General features: G+C 62.5%; 11 protein-coding genes and 1 pseudogene. 6 read left to right on the top strand and 6 right to left on the bottom strand.

Annotation, left to right across the window (positions count from 1 at the left end; genetic code table 11):
- Positions 1–17: 17 nt before the first annotated feature.
- The gene (locus ACN6O8_RS01995; RefSeq protein WP_427989405.1) at positions 18–2,969 is read right to left on the bottom strand and encodes a salicylate synthase; all 2,952 of its coding nucleotides are present in this window, start codon (positions 2,967–2,969) and stop codon (positions 18–20) included.
- 308 nt (positions 2,970–3,277) lie between these two features.
- Between ACN6O8_RS01995 and ACN6O8_RS02000 the strand changes: the two genes are divergently transcribed.
- The 3 genes from ACN6O8_RS02000 to ACN6O8_RS02010 are packed head-to-tail and all read left to right on the top strand — an operon-like array spanning position 3,278 to position 7,617.
- A complete protein-coding gene (locus ACN6O8_RS02000) occupies positions 3,278–5,062 on the top strand; it encodes an ABC transporter ATP-binding protein (protein ID WP_427989406.1) in 1,785 nt (594 codons plus the stop codon).
- A complete protein-coding gene (locus tag ACN6O8_RS02005; protein WP_427989407.1) occupies positions 5,055–6,821 on the top strand; it encodes an ABC transporter ATP-binding protein in 1,767 nt (588 codons plus the stop codon). Before ACN6O8_RS02000 ends, ACN6O8_RS02005 begins: the two co-directional genes overlap by 8 nt.
- A complete protein-coding gene (locus ACN6O8_RS02010; RefSeq protein WP_427989408.1) occupies positions 6,781–7,617 on the top strand; it encodes a 4'-phosphopantetheinyl transferase family protein in 837 nt (278 codons plus the stop codon). The genes ACN6O8_RS02005 and ACN6O8_RS02010 overlap by 41 nt, the downstream gene beginning before the upstream one ends.
- Here the strand turns inward: ACN6O8_RS02010 and ACN6O8_RS02015 are convergent.
- Positions 7,522–8,418, bottom strand: a complete 897-nt coding sequence (locus ACN6O8_RS02015) for a helix-turn-helix transcriptional regulator (protein ID WP_427989409.1) — start codon at positions 8,416–8,418, stop codon at positions 7,522–7,524. The genes ACN6O8_RS02010 and ACN6O8_RS02015 overlap by 96 nt on opposite strands.
- 409 nt (positions 8,419–8,827) lie before the next feature.
- Between ACN6O8_RS02015 and ACN6O8_RS02020 the strand changes: the two genes are divergently transcribed.
- Positions 8,828–10,942, top strand: coding sequence for a TonB-dependent receptor (locus ACN6O8_RS02020; protein ID WP_427989410.1), 2,115 nt, complete (start codon positions 8,828–8,830; stop codon positions 10,940–10,942).
- Positions 10,942–12,195, top strand: coding sequence for an MFS transporter (locus ACN6O8_RS02025; RefSeq protein WP_427989411.1), 1,254 nt, complete (start codon positions 10,942–10,944; stop codon positions 12,193–12,195). The genes ACN6O8_RS02020 and ACN6O8_RS02025 overlap by 1 nt, the downstream gene beginning before the upstream one ends.
- A 311-nt stretch (positions 12,196–12,506) precedes the next feature.
- On the opposite strand, the pseudogene ACN6O8_RS02030 reads toward ACN6O8_RS02025, so the two are convergent.
- The 4 genes and pseudogenes from ACN6O8_RS02030 to ACN6O8_RS02045 all read right to left on the bottom strand — a co-directional run bounded on the left by ACN6O8_RS02030 (position 12,507) and on the right by ACN6O8_RS02045 (position 17,448).
- Positions 12,507–13,616 (bottom strand): annotated as a pseudogene (locus ACN6O8_RS02030) (IS3 family transposase).
- Between the two features lie 104 nt (positions 13,617–13,720).
- On the bottom strand, positions 13,721–14,869 hold the full coding sequence (locus ACN6O8_RS02035; protein ID WP_427989412.1) for an aromatic ring-hydroxylating oxygenase subunit alpha: 1,149 nt from the start codon (positions 14,867–14,869) through the stop codon (positions 13,721–13,723).
- Between the two features lie 361 nt (positions 14,870–15,230).
- Complete coding sequence (locus tag ACN6O8_RS02040) at positions 15,231–16,241, bottom strand: acyltransferase (protein WP_427989413.1); 1,011 nt, start codon at positions 16,239–16,241, stop codon at positions 15,231–15,233.
- Positions 16,242–16,479: 238 nt separating this feature from the next.
- A complete protein-coding gene (locus tag ACN6O8_RS02045) occupies positions 16,480–17,448 on the bottom strand; it encodes a Bug family tripartite tricarboxylate transporter substrate binding protein (RefSeq protein ID WP_427989414.1) in 969 nt (322 codons plus the stop codon).
- 178 nt (positions 17,449–17,626) lie between these two features.
- Between ACN6O8_RS02045 and ACN6O8_RS02050 the strand changes: the two genes are divergently transcribed.
- Positions 17,627–18,481, top strand: a complete 855-nt coding sequence (locus ACN6O8_RS02050) for an IclR family transcriptional regulator (protein WP_427989415.1) — start codon at positions 17,627–17,629, stop codon at positions 18,479–18,481.
- The last annotated feature ends 76 nt before the right edge of the window (positions 18,482–18,557 follow it).

The raw sequence follows: 18,557 nt of genomic DNA on the forward strand, positions 1-18,557 counted from the left end.
GGCCGTCCGCGTTAGCCTCATGTGTGACTCCCCGCATTGACCAGAAAGCGGGACACGCTGGTCAGCTTCTCGCGCGTTTCTTCCAGCTCGCGCTCGGGAGTGGACATCGCGACGATGCCGGCACCCGCATGCAGCCAAGTGTGTTCGCGATCCTGGTATATCGAGCGCAGTACCAGCGCGGCATCCAGGGCGCCGTCGCTGTCGGCGATCATCACGCAGCCGCTATACAATCCGCGCTGAGCAGGCTCGTGGCGGCCGATGGCGTCAATCGCCTCGCGCTTGGGAATGCCCGAAGCAGTCACCGCCGGGAACAGGGCCTGGAATGCGTCCCAGGCGGTCTTGCCCCTTTCAAGGCGGCCGCGCACGCGCGAACCCAGATGCTGCACGGTTCCGCGCCGGCAGACCTGCATGAATTCGCCAACCTGGACGCTGCCTGGCGCGCACACCTGCGCCAGTTCCTCGAATGCCAACTTGACCGAGACTGCATGCTCGGCAATTTCCTTGGGATCGCTCAATAATTCCTCGCGCAACCGCGCTTCCTCATCGGGATCAGAACCGAGCGCACGCGTACCCGCTAGCGGCTGGGTGCTGACCCAACCATCGGCATCGACTTCCACGACGGTCTCGGGGCTGAAACCCGCACTGGCGAAATCGTCTCGACGCAATAGGAAAGAGCGCGCCGGCTGGTTGGCACGTCGTCCGACCAGATAGCTTGCGACCAGATCGACGGATCTCGGCACCGAGACCGCGCGTGACAGGATCACCTTGTCGTAGACGCGCGCCTGAATCTGCTGGATGGCAGCGGCTACCCGATGCCTGTACGGTTCCGCATCCGCGTGGCGGATGTCTACCGTCACGTTGCCGACGTGACACGACAGGTCATCGTTGGCCGGAAGCGCGTCGAGTCGCGCAAGCCATTCTGCCCACGCCGGCAGTGTGGTCTCGTCCAGCGCACGCAATGTGGCCCGCCCCTCCCGCAGACGTACTTCGATGGCTGGAGCAACCAGATGAAACAGCGGACGCGATGTCGGTACGGCAGGCAGCCCATGGAACAAGCGGGCCAGCTCGAAATCCGCCGTACCGTAGAGCCGGTAGCCGTCGACCGGTAACTCAGCCAGGGCTTGCGTGATCGACGTCGCAAAGTCGGCGAGCGGCCATGTTCGTCGTTCACCACGAAAATCGAGCGCGACATGTTGCGCATCGAGCGTGATCTGGGCCGTAGCGCCGACGCCAACTGACCATTCGCCATCGCGCTCATAGAGGATAAACGACGTATCGACCAGATCGTGCGCGACACGGGTGGCCAACACGAGCGGCGTCTGCGTGATCGAGAGGGTTCGTTCGTGATAGAGGGCTCGAGCGGTGGTGGTGGTTCGCTGGGCGAGCAGCGCCAGACGCCGCTTGTCGATTTTTCCCACGGTGGTCAGCGGCCAGGCCGCCGAGGTTTCGAGCTGGTCAGGCAGCTTGTGTCGCGGCAGGCCGCGCGAGCGCAGGAAATCGTGAAGCTCGCGCAGGCTCGGGGCATCGCCTTGCACGACGATGAAGGCACAACTGCGTTCGCCGAGTTCGGCGTCATCGAGCGCGATTACGACCGCATCCCGCACGGCAGGATGTTCGCGCAGGTGCTGCTCGATCTCGGCGGTGGCGATTTTCTCGCCAGCGCGGTTGATTTGTTCCTTCAGGCGTCCCTCGACGACCAGGTTGCCTTCTGGTGTGCGTCGTACCAGGTCGCCTGATCGGTAGTAGCCGTCTGCCGTGAAGGCGGTTGCGCCGCCTTGTGTACCACCGTAGTAGCTGCGGATGGTGTAAGGCCCACGCGTGAGCAACTCGCCGGTTTCTCCGGGAACCACATCGACGCCTTCCGCATCGACGATGCGAATCTCATCGTGGGGTGACAGCGGGCGTCCCTGGGTGTGATGGATCACGTCGTCCGAATCGTCCAGGCGGGTATAGCACAGCAATCCTTCGGCCATCCCAAACACCTGTTGGAGCCGACAACCAAGGACAGGTTTGATCTGTTGGGCCAGCGCCGGCTCCAGCCGCGCACCACCGACCTGCAGCCATTGCAGACTGGACAGATCCGTGGTGTCTCCCTCGCGAGCGTGCAGCCACAATTGCACGAGCGGCGGCACGAGCGCTGTCATGCTAACGCGCTCGCGAGCAATCAACGAAAACGCCTCGTCGCTGCTCGGGGTGCGCGCCATTACCACGCGGCCGCCGACAAAGAGCGTACCGAGAACACCTGGGCACGCGAGGGGAAAGTTGTGGGCAATCGGCAATGCCGCTAGGTAGACGCTGTTGGCAGTCAGGCCGCATAACGCGGCCGAGGCCTGGGCGTTGTAAGCGTAGTCGGCGTGCGTGCGCGGTATCAGCTTGGGCGCACCGGTCGTACCACCGGACTGGAGCAACAAGGCCGTGTCGTGGGGATGCGGCGCGGGATGCAGACCGAGCGGCGTGGCTTCCAGGGCTTCAAGCGTCAGGTGCTGTCCCGCATTCCCGTCGATGATCAAGTGTTGCAGGCACGGACACCGGGCTTGCAGGGCTTCGGCCATTGCGAGGTGGTCGAAGCCCAGGAAGCGATCCGGCATGATGCAGGCAACGGGTTGGGCTTGCGCGCACAGGCTTTCCAGGTCGCCCAGCCGTTGCGATGACATGGCCAGCAACGGCAGCGCACCCACGCGCATCAGAGCGAACAGCGAGGCCACAAACGCGATGCTGTTGGGTAATTGCAGCAATACGCAATCGCCGCGCCGAATGCCTAGGGTGGTAAAGCCTGCGGCGAGACGATCGGCGCGCTGATCCAGTTCCGCGTAGCTGCAACGTGAGGCGCCATCCACCAGCGCCACGCGCTCGCCATAGCGCTGCGCACACTGGTGCAAATGTTGACCGAGCGTCAGGCGCTGCCAGTACCCCTCACGTTCGTAGCATTCGATGCTGGCATCCGGCCAACCGCTGGCATGGGGCTTCATGGGTGACTCCCTGGCGCCGAACAAGGCGCACCAAATGATGATAAATAAGAATCATATCGATATCGTATGGCAGGACTACCCGAAAGGGGACCGCACTCCCCGCATCCGAATTCTTCTTTCATGAGGAATACGGTGCTTTGGTGGATGGACGATGAGCGCGCTATAAATCATCCGGTTCCGGGGAATGGGATGACCGAATCGGGTAGCAATACCCCCGCGATCCACGTACAAGATCAATATCAGAACCACGTGCCTGCTGCGTATCGCGTTGGGCACGCGCTATGCGTTTATCCAATGGAGATCGCCGCATGACCCAAACCCGTGCCGACGTACCGTGGCCTGCATTGCTCCGTCTGCTGCGCGGTTATCGCCTGCCTTTGGGGCTGGCGCTGTTGCTCACCGTTGGAGCGTCCGGACTGGAGCTGGTGCCCTATGTCCTACTGTGCGACTCGGCGATGCGGTTGCTCGCCCACGCGACGGCGCACGATTTCTTCCGTCTGGTGGGTTGGATGGCCCTTGCGCTGACCGGCAAATATCTGCTTTACACGCTGGCTTATTATTTGAGTCATCGCGCGGCATACCGCATTCTGATGCGAACGCGCCAGGTACTGGTGCGGTGTCTGGTGTGGGCGCCGTTGACCTGGCTGCAACATCATGGCTCGGGCTCCTTGAAGAAGCTGCTGATGCAGGACGTCGAACGGCTCGAACAGTTCATCGCGCACCATCTGGTGGAGATGACGGCGGCGATAGTCGCACCGATCCTGGTCGCTATTGTGCTGCTGTGGATCGACTGGCGTCTGGCCCTGGCGGCGGTGGTCACCCTGCCGTTGGCGATCCTGTTCCAGTCCATCGCCATGCGTGACATGAACGAACGCATGGCCGAATACCAGCAGGCGGTCGGTGAGCTGAACAGCGCCTCGGTCGAGTACCTGCGCAGCATGCCGGTAATGAAAACGTTCCGGCAGGATGCGCGTTCTTTCAGCCGCATGCGCGAGGGACTGGCTCTATATCACGATCTGGTAATTCGCGTGACGCGCAGCACGGTACCTGGCTGGTCGGTATTCATGGTTCTGCTCAATGCGAACATCGTGCTGCTGCTGCCGTTGAGCCTGTGGCTCGAACAGCATCACCAAATCAGCCTCGCGGAACTGTTGCTCGCCCTGGTGCTCGGCAATGGCATGCTCAAACCCCTATTCAAGCTGATGCGCTTCCAGGCACAGATCCGCGAGATACTGGAAGGCGTACGCCACATGCAGCCGTTGCTGGCTATGCACGAGCCCGTACCGCATATGCCTGCCGCCATTGACAGGTTCGACCTGCACTTCGACAACGTGGGCTTCAGCTATGGCAAATCATCGGTACTGCATGATCTATCGTTCAACGTTCCAGCAGGAAAGGTCACGGCTTTAGTCGGCCCCTCGGGTGCTGGTAAGACCACGGTGGCGAGCCTGCTCGGTGGCTTAATCGCGTCGGACTACGGCGAAATTTCCATTGGCGGCGCGCCGTTGATCGCAATCGGCGAAGCGCAGCGCGCGAGGCTGATCTCGGTGGTGGCCCAGGATACGTTCATCTTTCGAGGTAGCCTGCTGGAGAACCTGCGGCTGGGCCAGCCCGACGCGGACGATGCGCAGGTCCGCCACGCCCTGCGCATCGCTCAGGCCGAAGCGTTTGTCGACGCGCTGCCCGAGGGCTGGCACACGCAGGTGGGTGAAGCGGGCATTAGTCTCTCGGGGGGAGAACGCCAACGCATCGCGGTCGCCCGCGCACTACTGGCCAATACACCGATCCTCGTGCTGGACGAAAGCACGGCCTTTGCCGACAGCCGCACCGAGCGGCGTTTTTTCGAGGCTCTCCGCGAGGCCTGTCCAGATAAGACATTGCTGATCATCGCCCACCGGCTCTACACCGTGAAAGACGCTTCACAAATCGTGGTGTTGCAGGCGGGTAGTCTGCGCGATACGGGCGATCACGACAGTCTGCTGCGGCGCTGCGCCCTGTATCGGCAGATGTGGGAGGCCCAGGCACAGGAGGAGACGTGGACGGTTAGGGCCAGGGGGGGCGTCCCTCCCATCAGGGAGGTGGCGCATGGCTAATTTCGTGCGGGCCGGCTATCGCGTGATACATGCCAGCGGCCAATCTCCGGCGCGCATCTACGTGGGTCTGCTGCTGCGCGTGGTCGAGCGCGCTTTAGCGATTGCACCGCATTTCCTCGCCTGGTACTGGCTGTCGCGAATCGCGCCATTCGGCCCGGATACAACCGAGGCACGGGTGTGGGCCGTCCCGCTGGTTTGGCTTGTGTTCCTGCTGTTGGGGCAGATGCTCTTCTCGTACCTGAGTCAGATGAACTGCTTCCTGGGCAGTTACGCATTGACGATCGCATACCGTACCCGCGTGATCAATCACCTGCAACGGCTACCGCTCGGGGTATTCGCGCGCCAGCGCGTCGGTCATCTGGCTGCGGTGATAACGGACGACGTCAAGCGCATGGAGGACGTGTTCACGCACCTCATCGCTGAATTGCTGGCAGCGGTATCGGTTCCCTTGCTGTTTGCCGTGGCACTGGTCTGGATTGACTGGAGGCTGACGCTCGCCCTGCTGGCAACGTGGCCATTGGCGCTTGCGGTCATCAACGGTGCCAACCGGTTCTTTCTAGCGCGTGGTGCGCGCAAGCAGACGCTATTTCTGGATGTCAGCGGTCTGATTGTGGAGTTCATCGGAGGTTTGCGTACCCTGCGGTTATTCAACCGTGCGCAAGTGTGGCTGCAGCGGTTGGATGAGCGCTTTGCTCAGATCCGGCATCACAGCATGGGTGCCGAAGCCTGGGGCGGCGGTTCGGTGCAGGCGTATCGCTTCGTGCTCGAAGGCGGGTTGTTGCTGATGCTGGCCGTCGCGGGGTGGCTCGTCGCACATGCGACGCTGACGCCCGTGACCTGGCTGCTGTTTGTGCTGGTGGCCTATAAGGTGCTCGATCCGCTACTCGACGCCGCTGCCTACCTGATAGAACTACGCGCGTTGGTGCAAGGGGAAACACGCCTGCAACAACTCCTGGACGAACCTGTGTTGAAGGAAGGTGAGCGGAACGAAGCGCCACCAGGTCTGGCCGTGGCATATCGCGATGTGAGCTTCGGGTACGGCGCTGAATGTGTGCTGCACGACATTTCCTTTGATGCTTCCGAGCGCAGCGTGACCGCCATCGTCGGTCCTTCGGGGGCGGGAAAAAGTACGCTGCTGGAACTGCTCGCACGCTTCTACGATCCCCAGCGAGGCTGCATCACGCTTGGCGGCGTCGATCTTCGCGAATGGCGCAGCGATATGCTTTACCAGCAACTGGGCTTTGTTTTCCAGGACGTGCAGCTCTTTGACGGCAGCGTGATGGACAATGTGCGCATCGGACGCGAAGGCGCCAGCGACGAAGCCGTGATCGAGGCATGCCGCGCGGCCTGCTGCGATACCTTCGTCCAACGCTTGCCCGAGGGTTACGCGACACGCATCGGCGAGAATGGGCAGCAGCTTTCCGGTGGAGAACGCCAGCGCCTGTCCATTGCCCGGGCACTACTCAAGGATGCTCCGGTGCTGCTGCTGGACGAGGCGACCGCCTCGGTCGACCCACAATCGCAGCATGAGATCCAACAGGCTCTCGCGCGCCTAATCGCCGGGCGCACGGTCATCATGATCGCGCACCGCCTGCCTACCATCCGGCATGCCGATCAGATCCTGGTACTGGATCAGGGTTATATGCGGGAACGAGGCACCCATGAGACGCTGCTCGCGCTGGGTGGGCTCTACGCGGAACTGTGGCAGGAGCAGGCAGTTGAATCACTTTCCCCGGAAAATCATGCGCCTCTCATCTGAACCGGCGGCCACCGCGCAGCCCAATTCCCATCCCGCCCCGAATACGGTGGTTCCCCTGCATGACGGGGAAGTGATGATGGTTTGCGCACCGATCGCGTACGCAGCCACATGGCCGGTGACATGGCTAGATTTGCGGGAGCGGCAACGCCTTACCGCATACCGCTTTGCGGCCGATCGTCGACGGCATCATGCCGCCCATGCCCTCAAGCGGTGGGTGATCGGGCAACTTGTGAACCAACCTCCACAGCGCTTGGCCTTCACGGTGGATGGACGTGGAAAACCGCGGCTCGTGGAGCCGGCGCTGCACTTCAACTTATCGCACAGCGGCGGATGGGTCGCCATGGCGCTACGCCAGAACGCCGAGGTCGGCATCGACGTGGAGCAAGCACGCTTGCCAGCCGCCAGCCTGTCGTGGCCGACCATTCGCCATCCCGACGAATCGGAACTACCGGATACCGCGTCGTTCCTGAAAACCTGGACGCTCAAGGAAGCCGTTAGCAAGTGCTGCGGGGAAGGGCTAATGCTCGAATTTACTCGCCTGCGCCTTCGGCCAGATACGCAAACGGATTTCCGTTGTGACGATGGGCAACGGCACTGGCATGCCTGGCACGGGATGCTCGACGTCGACACCCATCTTGCCATCGCCTCGACCTCGGCGTGGTCGAGGCTGCGGTGGCTGCAGGTAGCGTGCGACTATTCCTTAAGCCAACGCTCTGCGACGCGCCTCGCTGGGCAGTGCGCCGAATTGCTTGCGAAAAGCATTGCTGAAATGGCTGATGTTGCTGTAGCCCAGTAGCGAAGCGGTCTCGGTGACACTATGACGCTGCAGGAGATGCCGGGCTCGCTCCATGCGCTCGCGCTGGAAAAGAGCATACACACTGATGCCGAACAGTAATTTAAAGCCTCGCTTGATCTTGAGCTGGTTCAGCCCTGTCTCACGTGCCAGTTGAGCAATCGTGGGCGGCTGGCTCAAGTTGCTAAGCAATTGCTCGCGAGCTACCAGAAGTTGCCGGCGCTCGCGTGGGCAGATGCCGGTGTCACCGGTTGCCGGCTGCAAGGATTTCAGGTGCCAGGCGAGGAACTCCAAGGCGGCGGAATGCACGAGCAGGGACGAGGGGCACTCGTCGGCCAGCAGACGACCAAGCCGGTCGGCTGCGTCGCGGATACGCAGGTTGTTGCGGTTGCGAAACAGGCAGAAATCGCGGCCGCGGGCAAGACACAACCGCTCGCATTCCTCAGCGCCAGCGAGCTGATTGAGCAGTTGTGGTGTAATTCGCAGCTCAATGTTGCAGCAATCCGCGCTGCATTCCAGTTGAAATCGTTTGCCCGGCGCGAAGACAGCCAGGACGTTGTCGCGGTCCAGGTCGAAGCTCTGACCGTCGTAGCAGACACGTGTTTCGCCACGCAACAGGCAATTGAAATGAACGCGTGCTCCTTCCTCTTCCGTCATTGCGCACAAGTCCTGCTCGGTGTCGAAGGCCTCCAGCGATACGGCCAGTCCTGGCTGCAGGTCGAGTGTCCGCACCTGTACGCCCGCGGGAGACAGCGACTGGCCTGGGCTGGTATCGAAGAACTCTGCCGACTTCAGTTCTTGCATGACGGACCTCCGGTGTGCGTGCTGTCGGCGCACTCCTACTGAGCGTAGTCCGAATGACACGGCGCGTCAGGGCAGACCACCCATCGGGCAGTACACCCTGGCGACGGCTGAGTTGACGGTGAAACGTCCTTGGCTATCCAGGAGGGGCGTTACGACGATATGAAAATAGTAATACGAACCGTTCGTATTTGAAATGGTGGCGAAGCACGAATGATGGATTTGCGCGGATGAGGCGTCCGATTGATCGATATCTCACCCGTACCGCTTCCTCGAAAATTCAACCGCCGTCTACGTCGCGTGCGCGTTGGTCTCTCAAATAGTCCCGTTCGGGGGAGTACAAACCTAATTGGGGTAGAAATGAAACTGGGAATCATTATCATTTTATGACTTGAGTTCTGGATTCCATCCCATGATCGCTACTTTTCCTCCCAGGTCTGTTTCCCTGCCTCGTCGACTGAACCTTTGTTTGGCATTGGCAGGAATCTTTATGGCAGCGCTATGCCACGCCCAAACCACCCCGGACAGTAATCAGACATCCGATTCGACCGATCATCACGTGCCCGTAGTGCCGGCTGTTGTCGTGACCGGCACTCAGCCGGGAGCGACGGCATTCCAGACGCCGGCCAGCATCAGCGTGGTCAGCGGACAGGCGCTGGAGGATGCCCACCTGGATACGCTGGGACAGGTAGCGCAACGGTTGCCCAATACGTCTGTGACCAGTTACACACAGACCAATCCGATCATCATGATCCGGGGGCTTGGCATCGATACCGACGAGTCGAACAGCGCCGCCATCCCGGTGCTGCTCGATGGCGTTCCGATATTTGGTCTGGCGGTGGGGCAGTTGTTCGATCTGGATCAGATGCAGCTACTGCGCGGCCCACATTCGCTGGATGGGCCGAGCGCGATCGGTGGCATGATCCTGTTGCAGTCGCGCGATCCGGATCGGGCCGCTGGCGGCAATCTTGCCCTTGACTACGGCAGTCACGGGCGTGAGCGCGCCACACTCAGTGGCGATCTGCCCTTATCGGATAGCACCGGCCTGCGTATTGCCGTGGGCGGCGAGCATGGCGACGGCTATACCGACAACACAACGCTGGGCCGAGACAACACGGCCGGCTGGAACAGCACCTTTGCCCACCTGAAACTACTGCACCGCGACGAGGCAGGCGGCGAATGGCGCTTTGGCCTGTATCAGATGAATTCGCGCGGTGGCAATGACTACTTCGCGATGCCGGGGCTGGCACGGGAACATCAATCTGGCGCCAGCGATACGGGGACGAACAAGACCGAGTTCACGTTGCTTTCAGGCAGTTACAACCGCGAATTCAGTGGGGGCACCAAACTCGCCGTTAATTTGGGTGCAAACCGGACGCAATGGAACTATTGGCTTCCTCAATCGCTGTTCGATGCGCGCAGTGGCTTCGACATGGTCACGCGCCAGTTCAGTGCCGAGGCTCGTCTGAGCGGGCAGCAGGGATCTATCGATTGGATGGTCGGCTTGTTCGACCAGCAAACGAAGCGTGAGGCGCCCTATTTGTACGACATGAGCCCGTACTACCGGAGCAGCACGCATGCGACCCTGGAAAGCAACTCGGCAGCCACTTTCGGCCAGGTTGGCTGGCGTTTCGCCCCGGCCTGGCGGATCGCGGCAGGGGTACGGGTAGAGTACGACCGCTCGCGCCTTGACTGGCGCGGCGATCAGGGCGGTCTGTACGACTCGACTGGCGACGGTATCCCCGATACGCCATTCAACAGTACCGAATTCGTCCAGGGCGCGCGGCTCAATCACACCGCCGTATTGGCGCGCCTGACGCTGGAGTACCAACCCAACGAACGCAACTATGGCTGGCTCACGCTCGCCAGAGGCTATGAGCCTCCGGGTTTCAATACCTACGCGAGCAAGGCCGATCAGGCCGGGCAACCTTATAACGCGGCGATCGCCAATTACATCGAGTTGGGCTATCGGTTGCGTGGGGTGGACGACGCCTGGGAACTGGGCGCCACGCTCTTCGACACGTTCCTGCATGACCAGCAGAACGTGGTCACGAGCAACGGCCAGACGGTGACGACCAATGCCCAGCGTTCGCACAGCCGGGGGGCGGAGCTCTCAGGTAAGTGGCGACCGTCGCGACAGCTTGAGTTCAATGCATTCGTTGGTCTTATCGACGCCAAATACGACGACTATGTGCTCAACGGTGTCAGCTATGCGGGTCGGCAATTTGCCATGACCCCGCGTCAGAGCGTTGGCCTGGCTGTTTCGTGGCATCCAACCGCGCAGTGGGATATGGGCGTGGGTGTGGTACGGCAGGGAGCGACGAACCTCTTTCCCAACAGCAATGTCGGCAACCACCCTTATACCCTTGTCGATGCGCACATCACTTACCGTGTCCGGCAATGGAGTATCGGCGTGTACGGCCAGAACCTGGGCAACGCGCACTATTTCACGCGTGCGGTTAACAATGGCTTTGTCGTCGCCGGTAATCCTCGCACGGCAGGCGTGCGCGTAAGCATGGACTTCTGATGGATCGCGAACTCGTCACTACCGACGGTGTGTTCGTTCCGTCCGGGCCGGCACACGCTAGCGAATACCTGGCGCTTGCCTTGATGTACTTCGCGCAAGGCTTGCCTTCCGGCCTGGCCTTCAATGCACTGGGTGCGCTGATTCGCCAGGGAGGCCATCCAGTGGCTGAGGTGGGACTCACTGGTCTGGCGTTCCTGCCCTGGGCTCTGAAGTTCCTGTGGGCCGGCCCGATCGATAACGCTTGCGCGCGCTGGGGCCACGCACGTCTGATCGGTGTGACGCAAACCTTGGCGGTGCTGCTGTATCTCGGACTGGCGCCTTTCCCGCCCGGGACATATCTGGTTGCGACCTTGATCGGCGTCATAGCGCTGAACAGCGTGTGCGCCACTCAGGATATTGTCACTAACGCCTATGCGGTTTCCCGTCTGCAAGGGCGCGCCGCTGGGCCGGCGAATGCGATCCAGGTTGCGGCGTTCATTGCCGGCATGCTCGCCGGCGGGGGCGGTTTGCTGGTGCTCCATGCCCACGTCGGTTGGGCGGACACAATGCTGCTCATGGCGTTGCTGCTGGTGCTGCTGTACCTGCCGTTAGGATTCGGCCGTCGCTGGCGCGATGGCACCGCGCCACGCCCAGCTACACAGCGCGTACGGTTGCGGGATCTGCGGCGGCACGCTGACTTGGGTTGGGCGCTGGCCATCGCACTACTGTTCAAGTTTGCCGGCACGGCCATCTCCACGTTGGTGCAACCCTGGCTGGTCGACCGCGGCCTGAGCCTGGCGCAGGTTGGCACATTGCAGATGAGCAACCTTATCGCCAATGCCGTGGGCGGCGTGCTGATTGGCGTACCACTGGTGCGATGGTTGGGCGATCGCCGCGCGGCGCTGGCGGGGTGTGTGATCGTTGCCATGCTGCTTGGCACTGCGTGGGGTCTCCAGGTCAACGGCTTGCATGACGCCCGCATCATCTATGTTGCCTTCGGCGTGCAGGCGCTGGGGGAGGGGGCGATGTATGTGGCCGTCTGGGCGCTGTTTATGAACTGGGCCTCGCCGCAGCGCCCCGGTACTGACTTCACTGCCATGCAGTGTTGTGAAAGCTTGGCTAATGGGTTGGCTGCTGGGGTGATAGGTGGGTTGAGCCAGCGTGTGGGCTACGGCCATGCTTTTGCCTTGGCTTGGCTGGCAGGCGGGATCGCGGTCGCGTTGATAGCGTGGTGCCTACCGCGCTTGAATTTGCTTCGGGAGTCGCGGGCATGATAATTATCTCCGACTAATTCCCTTTGACACGGATCGAGTTGCGTGTAGCCGCCCGATGCTGTTGCTGGAATGATCGGCTCTGATTTTGGGACCTCAGACCGGCCAGATGTCATGATCCGTCACGCGCTGGTTGCCATCACCATAGTGGGCCAGGTGAACATCGACCGGGAGATACACCCGGTGAGCGAATCCCTTATTGCTACAACCCTTGATGTGTACGAATGAGGGCCCTGCCCGACCCGTTCCGTCACTTCACGTGGCAATTGCAGGAAAGCGGTAGCGTCGTGACCTTCCCCCGCAAAGTGGACAGTTCAAAACTGGAGAGTGGCTGCCTCTTTGGGTTGCACTGACCACTTTTGAACGTACTCACTCGGGGTCAGATGACCGAGTGAACCGTGAGGACGATGATGGTTGTAATCGTCCTGCCAAGCTTGCAGTTTTTGCTGCAGGTCGTGCAGCGTGATGAATTCATGCACATTAAGGAATTCATCACGCAATCGACCGTTGAACGACTTGATGAGCCCATTATCCGTCGGCTTGCCTGGGCGTGTGTAGTCGAGTTTGATGCCGCGTCGGTATGCCCAGTCGTCTAATGCCCGAGACGTAAATTCCGTTCCGTTATCGACGGTGATCGCCTTGGGCCAGCCGCGCAGAACCGCAGACCGGTCCAGTGCCTGACCGACGCCCCGGCCCGTTTGCCGAAAGTTGGCCTCTAGACACACACTCTCGCGACTCCATTGATCGATGACGGTCAAGATGCGAACGCTGCGCCCATCTAGCATCTGATCATGAACGAAATCCATGCTCCAGTGCTGGTTCGGCCCAGTTGGCACCGGGGGCTTGCCCCGAAGTAGCGCAATGCGCTTGCGACGCTTGACCTTCATTCGCAGTTGCAAGCCTTCCAGGCTGTAAAGGCGATACACGCGTTTCTTGCCTACGTTCCAGTGTTCGCGTTGCAGCATCACTAACACGCGCCGGTAGCCGAACCTCGGACGACTCAGGGCAATGTCGCGAATGCGCTGACGCAGCGCGCTTTGGTCTCGCGCATGACTCTTGGCGTACCAGGTCGACCGTTGCAGCAACGCAAGTGCGCTGCACGCTGATCTGGAAGCGCTCGTGCATCCAAGCAGCCAGCTCGCGCCGCTTGGCGGCCTTCAGACTTTTTTTCGCACCACCTCCTGCAGGATCTGCTTGTCCAGTGTTAGATCAGCGACGATGCGCCGCAGCCGTGCGTTCTCATCCTCGAGCTGCTTGAGCTTACGCAGTTCGCTTACACCGAAGTCGGCGTACTTCTTCTTCCAGGTATAGAAGTTCGCCTCCGACACACCAAGCTGCCGACAGACGTCGACCACCGGCGTACCGCTATCTGCCAGTCGCAGCGCATACGTGATCTGCTCTTCGGTAAATCTCGACCGTTTCATGGCTTCTCCTCGCCCAAAGCGGGGCGCTGAGAAGCAACCATACCTCTAGTTTTGACCTGTACGGATATTCCCGGGGGCACGTCGTTTTCATGCGTACCGTGGCCTCAGAGCCGCTCCTGCATGATGCGGCGATACCACTCGTGGAAGTGCTGCATGCCGTCTTCCATCGGCGATTGATACGGGCCGGTCTCGTTCACGCCGCGCAGCATCAGCGCCTTGCGGCCGGCGTCCATGCGTTCGGCGATCTCGTCGTCCTCGATCGCCGTTTCCATGTAGGCCGCGCGCTGCGCCTCGACGAACTCGCGCTCGAAGGCGGCGATTTCCTCGGGGTAGTAGAACTCGACCACGTTGACCGTTTCCTGCGGACTCTTCGGGTACAGCGTCGATAGCACCAGCACGTGCGGATAGAGCTCGATCATGTGGGTCGGGAAATACGTGACCCAGACCGCGCCGAAGTCGGGCGCGTCGCCGGCGCGGAACGCCAGCAGGCGATCGTGCCATTGCTTGTAGACGTCCGAACCCGGCTGCGCCAGCGCGTTGTGCACGCCGACCTTCTGCAGGCTGTACCAGTCGTTGAATTCCCAGGTCAGGTCGTCGCAGGTGACGAAGCGGCCCAGGCCCGGGTGGAACGGGCCGACGTGGTAGTCCTCCAGATACACCTCGATGAAGGTCTTCCAGTTGTAGTTGCACTGGTGCACTTCGACGTGATCCAGCACGTAGTCGCCGAAGTCGAACTCGGGCCGCGCGAACAGCGGCGCCATGTCGGCGGCCGGGTCGCGCGGGCCTTCGAACAGCAGGCCATGGCAATCGCGCAGGCGGAACTTCTGCAGGTTCATGCACGGCGTGGTGTCGAACTGCGGCGCGCCCAGCAGCTCGCCCCGGTTGTTGTAGGTCCAGCGGTGCAGCGGGCAGACGATGTTGCCGCCGGTGGCCTTGAGGCTGCCGTGCGAATTGCAATGACCGGTGACGTCGCCGGCCTGACCGCCCAGCATCAATGCCTGGCGGTGGCGGCAGACATTTGAGATGAGTTCAACGCCCTGCTGGTTGCGAACCAGCACGCGCCCTCCATTTTCCTGGGCCAAGGTGCGCCAATCCCCGACCTCGGGCACCAGCTTCTGGTGGCCGACGTACAGCGAGGATTGCTTGAAAATGAGTTCTTGCTCGCGGGCAAAGAGGGCTTCGTCAAAGTAAGCACTGACGGGTAGCTGGGTGCGAGCTGGCACAACATGTGCCATCCGACCGATGTCGGTCATGATTCCCTCCGCTCGGATGAATATTTCCCCCAACGCCGCGCCCACTGTGTACTCCGTACCAGCTGGGCTGACTGCCCTCAATGGGGCCTCTTTCTGGGGCGGCCCGGCGTTAAAAAGCCAGGACGGCTTGAGCTTGGCCACGTCCCCACCGCGTTTGCTGTCTGCAATTGCGGTTTGCGAGAGGAGGGGCTAAATCCGTTCTGGCGCGAAGAAAAATCGGTGTCTGGCCGATCAAGTAAGCCGTCAATTGTACCCCAACCCTTTTTTCCACGCCCGTGAAGATCGGTGAAGCTTGGTCAAGCGCAAGCCGGGGCGGCCCGACCGCGCCAAAACCTGAATACCCTTGCGCGCCGTAGGTTTTTCAGACCAGCCTGCGCGTGGCGGGATGGCGTCGCAACAGCCAACTGCTGGCCGCCGACAACAGGAATACCGCCAGCGTCAGCAACGGCACGGCCCAGGCGTCGCGGCGCCCCCCGGTGATGGCGCCAGCCCGGTGCGCCACGTCCAGGAACAGCGGATGAATCAGGTAGACGCCGAAGGTCAGCGGGGCCAGCGCCGCCAGCCGGGGCAGGCGCGGCGACGATACGATGCACTGGAATGCCGCCAGCGACATGAACGGCACGGTCAGGCTGAAGTAGTCGTAGAAATAGGTGTCCAGTGTCCGGTCGCTGGACATGGTGTACACGCCCAGGGCGGTCGCGGCCACGCTCGCCCCCAGCACCAGGGCCGGGCGCGGCACGCGCAACTCGCCATCGAATATCTGGCGGCCCGCGACGAAATATCCCAGGTAGGGCAGGAACCACGTCAGGAAGAAGCCCGGTGGCGCGCCCAGCGCGCGCCGGTAGAGCGCATCGAGGATGGCCAGGCCCAGGATGCCGACCACCCAGAGCGAGCGCGAACGCGGCGTGCTGCGCGCATACAGCAGCCGCACCAGTGGGGCGAACAGGTACAGCCCCACGATCATGTAGAGGTACCAGAGATGGTAATAGGGCTGGCCCTGGGCGACCTTGCGCGGCCAGAACGAAAAATCGATGCGACCGCTGTCCCACCAGTCCAGGCCGGTGCGCCAGACCAGGTAAAAGAGGCTCCAGAACACCAGCGGCGTCAGGATCCGTGCCGCCCGTTTGCTGTAGAAGCGCCGCGCGTCCTGCGGTTTGGCGGGATCGAGCAGCAGGGCGCCGCTGACCATGACGAACACCGGCACGCACCAACGCGCGGCCGAGTCGTACAGGTTGGCGGCCAGCCAGGCGCCGTGGCCGTATGCCGCGGGTTCGCTGACGATCAGGGCGGCGCTGTGCAGCAGCACCACCGCCACGGCGGCGAGCCAGCGGGCGGCATCCAGTCGGGCGTAGCGGTCATCGGTCAAGGGCATCGGACTCCCGGGGCGGTTGCGGGGCGGGGACGTGGCCGCCGGGCGTCGCCCGGCGTGGCGGCTGTCCTGGCTTTCACCATAGCAGCCGGCGCCGCGCGGGGACTGTATCCAGGAGTTAGGTTGCGCATGAAAAACCGACAGGGCCCAGCGGGCGCTGTCGGTCGAAGGGGCCCTGGGGCACCGGTTCGCGGGGCCGGCGGGGCGCCGCGAACGTTTTGTCACGAAACCGGCGCGGCCATCATTGCAGAACGATGTTCGCTTGCTTGATGAGTTGCGAGACGACGGGTTGCTCGTTCTTGATCTGCTGGGCCAGTTCGGTGGGGCTGCCGGAGCGCGGGTCGATGCCCATTTCCAGCATGCGCTTTTTCACCGCCTCGTCCTTGAGCGTCTCGGCCAGGGCGGACTGCAGCTTTTCCAAGGCCGGGGCGGGCGTGCCCTTGGGCGCCACGAAGCTGAACCAGGCGGTCATGTCGAACCCCGCATAGCCCTGCTCGGACAGCGTCGGCAGTGTCGATTCGGTGGCCAGGCGGTTGGGACTGGTGATGGCGAATACCTTGACCTTGCCGGCCTCGGCCTGCGGCATGCCGGTGGCGACCATGTCGAAGAACAGGTCCACGTCACCGCTGATCAGGGCCGGCAGGGCCTGCGTCGCGCCTTTGAACGGCACGTGCAGGATGTCGATGCCGGCGCGTTCCTTGAACAATTCGCCCGCCAGGTGCGACGAGGTGCCGGCGCCGAACGTGGCGAAGGTCAGCTTGCCCGGATTCTGCTTGGCGTAGGCGACCACCTCGGCGGTGCTGTTGAACGGGCGCTTGGGGCTGGACAGCAGCACCAGCGGCCCCACGCCGACCATGCCGATCGGTGCGAAGCCGTCCGGGTCGTAGGGCAGTTCTTTATACAGATAGCGATTGGTCACCAGCGTGGAGTTGGTGGCCATCAGAATGGTGTAGCCGTCGGGCGCCTCGCGCGCGACGAAGGCGGCGCCGATCGAGGTGCCGGCCCCCGCCTTGTTCTCGACGATCATGGGCTGGCCCAGCGTCTTGGCCATGCGTTCGGCCAGGACCCGGGTCAGCACGTCGGTGGCGCCGCCGGCCGGGAAGGGCGAGATCACCTTGATCGGGCGGGACGGGTAGGAGTCGGCGTGGGCGCCCAGCGCGGCGACGCTGAGCAGCAAACCCGCCAGGAATGTGTAGCGCTTGCGAATCATGTTTTCCCCTTGAAATCGCGTGCATGAGTGGTTGGCCGGGCCCGGCTCGGCCAGCCCGATCCCCGCCGGGGCGGGAACGGAAGGCAGGCTTGCCAGGTCTCTTGGGTTGTTTTAAATTCCGTTAATTGGAATTTAATTTTGGTATTCGAAATAAACTATAAAAACGAAGCGAATAGAAATGCAATCTTTTTCTGACCCCAAGCGCATTGCCCATCCCGCCGCCAAGCCCGACCAGAAATTGGCGCTGAGCGCGCCGGCGCGCCGCAAGCGCGCGGGGGCGGTGGGCGAGGGGCCGGTGTCGCCGGACTTCATCACGGCGCTGGCGCGCGGCCTGGAAGTCCTGCGCTGTTTTCGGCCGGGGGTGGCGGCGCTGGGCAACCTGGATCTGGCGCGCCTGACCGGCCTGCCCAAACCCACCATCAGCCGTATCACCTACACCCTGACCGAACTGGGTTATCTGCGCTATCACTCGGACACCGGCAAGTATTCGCCCGGCTACGGCGTACTGGCGCTGGGGTTCGGCCTGTTGGCCGGCCTTGAGGTGCGTGAGCTGGCCAAGGCCTCGATGACCGACCTGGCGCGCAATACCGGCGGCGCGGTGGCGCTGGGCGCGTTCGACGGCGACGCCATGACCTACGTCGAGGCCATCCACGGTTCGTCGGCGCTGTACCTGCGCTTGCCGGTGGGCTACCGCGCCAGCCTCGACAGCGCCATGGGACGCGCCTATCTGGCCAGCCTGCCACCGGCCGCCTGCGCCGATGTGCTGGAACGGTTGGGCGCGGCCGCGCCGGCGGCGGCTGCCATCGAGCGCGCGCGCCGCGAATTGCGCGAGACTGGCTGCTGCTTCGCGATCGGCGAGTGGCAGTCGGGCATCAACGCGGTCGCCGTTCCCTTCGTATCCGTGACGGGCGAGGGCGTGTTCGTCATGAGCTGCGGCGGGCCGGAAGGTCTGTTGTCGGCAGCCGCGCTGCGCAGCCAGGTGGCCCCGGCGCTGCGGGCCGCCATCGCGGGGTTGGCGGGCGCCTGCGCCTGAGCGCGACGGCGCATCGGGGTGGGGACTTGGTATCTCGTACAATTCACGGATTGATCCACCCTTAGTGCCCCCGGAG

This window comes from Achromobacter sp., from assembly GCF_050285565.1.
GTDB lineage: Bacteria > Pseudomonadota > Gammaproteobacteria > Burkholderiales > Burkholderiaceae_B > Achromobacter.